This is a genomic window from Facilibium subflavum, assembly GCF_003574485.1.
Lineage (GTDB): Bacteria > Pseudomonadota > Gammaproteobacteria > Francisellales > Francisellaceae > Facilibium > Facilibium subflavum.
This window is the reverse complement of sequence record NZ_QLIT01000215.1, coordinates 1-3,391: the sequence shown is the minus strand read 5'-3', so window position 1 is coordinate 3,391 and position 3,391 is coordinate 1. Positions and strand designations below refer to the sequence as shown.

Below are 3,391 nucleotides of genomic sequence, written 5' to 3'. Positions count from 1 at the left end.
AGAGATGTCTACTCGACATAGAAACGTAAAAATGAATCCGGTTGCAAAAAGTTTAGCAAAATTAAACTATAATGCTGGTGTTCATCAAAAGACAAATAAAGCAAAACGGGCAAAAGAGAAGCGCCAGCTTTTAAAATCACTATCACAAAGCTGTGATAGCTATTTAATGAGTCTGTTTTTAGTTAAGCAAATTGATTAAATAGCTATGTAGTAAACTGCTGTGCAATGATAGTAATTAACAAAGAATTAATCGCAAAGTTCTGTAAAAAACATGCAAGCGCTAAAAAAAGCTTTGAACCGCTACTGAAAATTTTAGAAAACAATGCTTTTAGCAGCTTTAAAGAATTAACAGAAACATTCAAAACGGCTGATTATGTTTATCATGTTTTTACAATTTTTGATGTGGCTGGTCATAACTACCGGATGGTGACGGTTATTGATTATGACTTTTTAGTGATAGAGGTTCGCTATATTTGGACGCATGAGGAATACAACAAAAAACAGTCTGTATTAAAAAGAGAGGCGAAAAAATATGCTAGCAATAAGTGAGTTACATAAGTCCTGGACTTTGTTGATGCCTTATGTTGAGGCATATAAAACAAAAAAGCAATATGATGAAGCAAAGAAGTTGTTGCGTAAGCTTATGCAGTTAAGATCAGACGAAAAAACGCAGGAAATAAAGTCTTTTGGCCGAGCATTGGCAAAGCAAATTGAGCAATATGAAAGTAAAAGCTTTGGGATTTCAAGTGATGCCAGCTCACAAGAGATTTTAGCATATTTAATGAAGATGAATGGGTTAACGCAAAAAGACTTGCCCGAAATAGGTTCACAATCGCTTGTGTCAAAAATATTAAAAGGTGAAAGAGGGCTAACGCTTGAGCATGTTAAATCGCTCTCAAAAAGGTTTAATGTATCGGTTAATACATGGTTTTAAGTGCACGTGATGTATTGCTTTTAGCATATATTGTCCAAGTGCTTAGGTTCTCAGTAAGTCAAAAGCCCACTACCTTGCTAAATAATCCCGATAAAGCCGACATAAATCCTGATCAAAACAAACAAAATAAACGGTGATATCATCTTGCGGGTTAAGGTTTTCTGTCACCGTATCAATGGCAATTTTAACTGCCTGATCTTTTGGATAACCATAAATCCCACAGCTAATAGCAGGAAAGGCAATTGATTTTAAATGGTGTTTTTTCGCCAGTTTTAATGCTTCCTTATAACAAGATGCTAAAAGCGTGGGCTCATTTTGGTGTCCGTCATGCCAAACAGGTCCTACCGTGTGAATAATGTATTTGGCAGGCAGGTTATAACCTTGTGTCATCTTCGCCTGGCCTGTCTTGCAACCGCCAAGTTTTTTGCATTCTTCTAAAAGCTTAGACCCCGCAGCCTTATGGATAGCGCCATCCACGCCACCACCACCTAGAAGACTATTATTCGCAGCATTAACAATTGCATCAACGTTGAGTCTGGTGATGTCATCTTGAATTATTTTGATTTCCATGTGGTATGATTTCATTGTTCCATTGTAATGAATATAATAAATAAGAGACAAGATGAACTCAAGCTTTGTAATTTGGCAAGGGTTTGCTATGGTTGTATTTGTTCTTTATATTGCAAAGGAGTCAAAATGGCAAAGCGCATAGAAAGCGACAGTTTAGGAGAAATCCATGTCGATCATGACAAATACTGGGGTGCTCAGACACAGCGATCCTTAAAGTTTTTTTCAATTGGCAATGATATCATGCCTATTGAGGTCATAAAAGCCATGGGTATTTTAAAGAAAGCTGCTGCCTTGGCAAATTTTGATTTAGGAATATTGTCCAAAGATAAGAAAGATATTATTGTTAACGCGGCCGAAAAAGTGATTGATGGTAAGTTAGACGATCATTTTCCCTTACATGTATGGATGACCGGTAGCGGTACACAATCAAATATGAATGTGAATGAAGTCATTGCCAATTATGCTATTGAGCTTTCAGGTGGAAAGCTTGGCAGTAAAAATCCTATTCATCCCAATGATGATGTCAATATGTCACAATCATCAAATGATACGTTTCCAACGGCAATGTATATTGCCACGGCTTTAGGGGTTTATAAAAAGCTCATCCCAGCGGTTTCGCTTATGCAGGAATCCTTGGCAGAAAAAGCAGATAAATGGGCAGATATTGTTAAGATTGGCCGCACGCATATGCAAGATGCTGTACCCTTAACACTGGGCCAGGAGTTTTCTGGTTATGCAGCCCTTTTAGATAAAGATATCAAGCGCTTAAAATATGCTTTAAATGATGTTTATGAATTGGCTATTGGGGGGACTGCTGTGGGTACTGGATTAAATGCACCTGATGGGTTTGCCAAAAAGGCCTCAGATTATATTGCTCAATTAACGGGGTTGCCATTTGTCTCAGCAGTCAATAAGTTTGAAGTGCAAGGCTCTCATGATGCTTTGGTTGCGATGATGGGCTGTATGAAGACTTTAAGTGTTTCTTTATTAAAAATTGCCAATGATATTCGTCTTTTAAGCTGTGGCCCTAGAGCTGGATTTCATGAGCTGATATTGCCTGAGAATGAACCTGGTTCATCGATTATGCCGGGCAAAGTGAATCCAACTCAGTGTGAGGCGATCACAATGGTGGCAGCACAAGTTATCGGCTATGATACGGCCGTTTCCATTGCCGGAGGTGGTGGCTACCTGGAGATGAACGTTTATAAACCCTTGATGATTCATAATATTATGCAATCAATCAATATGTTAAGTGACAGTTGTCAAAACTTTACAAGATATCTTTTAGAGGGGATGAAGCCAAATAAGGAAAAAATTGACCAGGATGTGCATAATTCATTGATGCTTGTCACCGCATTAGCACCTGTGATTGGTTATGATAAGGCATCCAAGCTTGCCCATTATGCCAATCACCATAATCTTTCTTTAAGCCAAGCCAATGAAGTGCTGCAGTTTTTATCACAAGAAGCATTTAACAAGGCCATTGATCCATATAAAATGGCAAAAGGTGGGATGTTGGGCATGTAGATATACATCGACCTAGATGTGATAGCTTATTTATGTTTTTAGGTGAAAACGATGATTTAACTGGCTTAGATATTGAAGTTACACTTAATAAACAGGTTTTTCGAATAAAAAGTCCCGCTTCTGTGTTTATTCCATTGGGAGTATATCATTCTTACAAAGTTATTGGAGGTGGTGGTTGCTTTATAAACCATGTGCTTGCTGATAATTATAATGATCGCAGTAGGGACACCAGAAATGGTTATAGCTCAGCTTCAGATCAAGGATCATGAGCTAATGTCTGACCTCGATAATCAGGTGTGTTTTCGCTGTTTCTGACAGCGATTTACAAACGATGTTTTTATTTTTCCCGACTTTGACACT

At 38.0% G+C, this 3,391-nt stretch carries 6 protein-coding genes; 5 read left to right on the top strand and 1 reads right to left on the bottom strand.

Annotation, left to right across the window (positions count from 1 at the left end):
* The 3 genes from DNK84_RS14430 to DNK84_RS11660 form a co-directional block, all read left to right on the top strand.
* Positions 1 to 199: hypothetical protein (locus DNK84_RS14430; protein ID WP_208123320.1), on the top strand; the 199-nt coding region annotated here is incomplete at its 5' end.
* 26 nt (positions 200 to 225) lie between these two features.
* A complete protein-coding gene (locus DNK84_RS11665) occupies positions 226 to 549 on the top strand; it encodes a type II toxin-antitoxin system HigB family toxin (RefSeq protein ID WP_119344672.1) in 324 nt (107 codons plus the stop codon).
* Positions 533 to 934 carry a helix-turn-helix domain-containing protein gene (locus tag DNK84_RS11660; RefSeq protein WP_119344671.1) on the top strand — a complete coding sequence of 134 codons (402 nt, stop codon included), beginning with the start codon at positions 533 to 535 and terminating at the stop codon, positions 932 to 934. Before DNK84_RS11665 ends, DNK84_RS11660 begins: the two co-directional genes overlap by 17 nt.
* Positions 935 to 1,003: 69 nt before the next feature.
* Here the strand turns inward: DNK84_RS11660 and DNK84_RS11655 are convergent, their stop codons facing one another.
* Positions 1,004 to 1,504 carry an O-acetyl-ADP-ribose deacetylase gene (locus DNK84_RS11655; protein WP_208123319.1) on the bottom strand — a complete coding sequence of 167 codons (501 nt, stop codon included), beginning with the start codon at positions 1,502 to 1,504 and terminating at the stop codon, positions 1,004 to 1,006.
* 126 nt (positions 1,505 to 1,630) lie between these two features.
* Between DNK84_RS11655 and fumC the strand changes: the two genes are divergently transcribed.
* A complete protein-coding gene (fumC, locus tag DNK84_RS11650; RefSeq protein WP_119344669.1) occupies positions 1,631 to 3,031 on the top strand; it encodes a class II fumarate hydratase in 1,401 nt (466 codons plus the stop codon).
* Between the two features lie 32 nt (positions 3,032 to 3,063).
* Positions 3,064 to 3,300 carry a hypothetical protein gene (locus DNK84_RS11645; RefSeq protein WP_119344668.1) on the top strand — a complete coding sequence of 79 codons (237 nt, stop codon included), beginning with the start codon at positions 3,064 to 3,066 and terminating at the stop codon, positions 3,298 to 3,300.
* The last annotated feature ends 91 nt before the right edge of the window (positions 3,301 to 3,391 follow it).